Origin of the sequence: Burkholderia sp. AU6039 (assembly GCF_002223365.1) — a bacterium.
In the GTDB taxonomy this organism is placed as follows: domain Bacteria; phylum Pseudomonadota; class Gammaproteobacteria; order Burkholderiales; family Burkholderiaceae; genus Burkholderia.
In genome coordinates, this window is sequence record NZ_NKFK01000036.1 from 1 (window position 1) to 525 (window position 525).

A 525-nucleotide genomic window follows, 5' to 3' on the forward strand; every position below is an offset into this window, starting at 1 on the left:
ACGACCCAGCGATATTTGCCAAGGCCGCTGCCATGTTCGGTACGGCGCTTGGCGATCACCGGCTCGATACCGCGATCGCGCAACGCGCGTCGATGTCGCTCGGAGTCGTAACCGCGATCGGCGTAGACCACACGCGGCCTCTGCAATGGGTGGCCGCGCAATCCGCGAATCGGCGGAATCGCGTCGATCAGCGACAGCAATTGCGTGACGTCGTTGACGGCCGCGCCGGTCAGGATCGCGGCGAGCGGGGTGCCGTTGGCGCCGGTGACGCTGTGGTGCTTGGAACCGGGTCGTGCACGATCGGTAGGGTTTGGCCCAGTTTTTGGCCCGCCCCAACGGCGCGGATCGAGGATGAATCGATCGCAGCTCGAGAGAAGTCGATTTGGTCTGCTGCTCGCAGCTTCGCAAGAAGCAGTTCGTGCAAGCGATTCCATACGCCGGCGGCCTGGCAGTCGCGTAACCGTCGCCAACACGTCACGCCCGAGCCGCAACCCATCTCGGCAGGCAGGTCGCGCCAGCGCAGTC

General features: G+C 65.3%; 1 pseudogene. It reads right to left on the minus strand.

Features of this window, described 5'->3' with window-relative positions:
• Nucleotides 1-525: pseudogene (locus CFB39_RS38530) on the minus strand (IS5 family transposase); the annotation flags it as partial.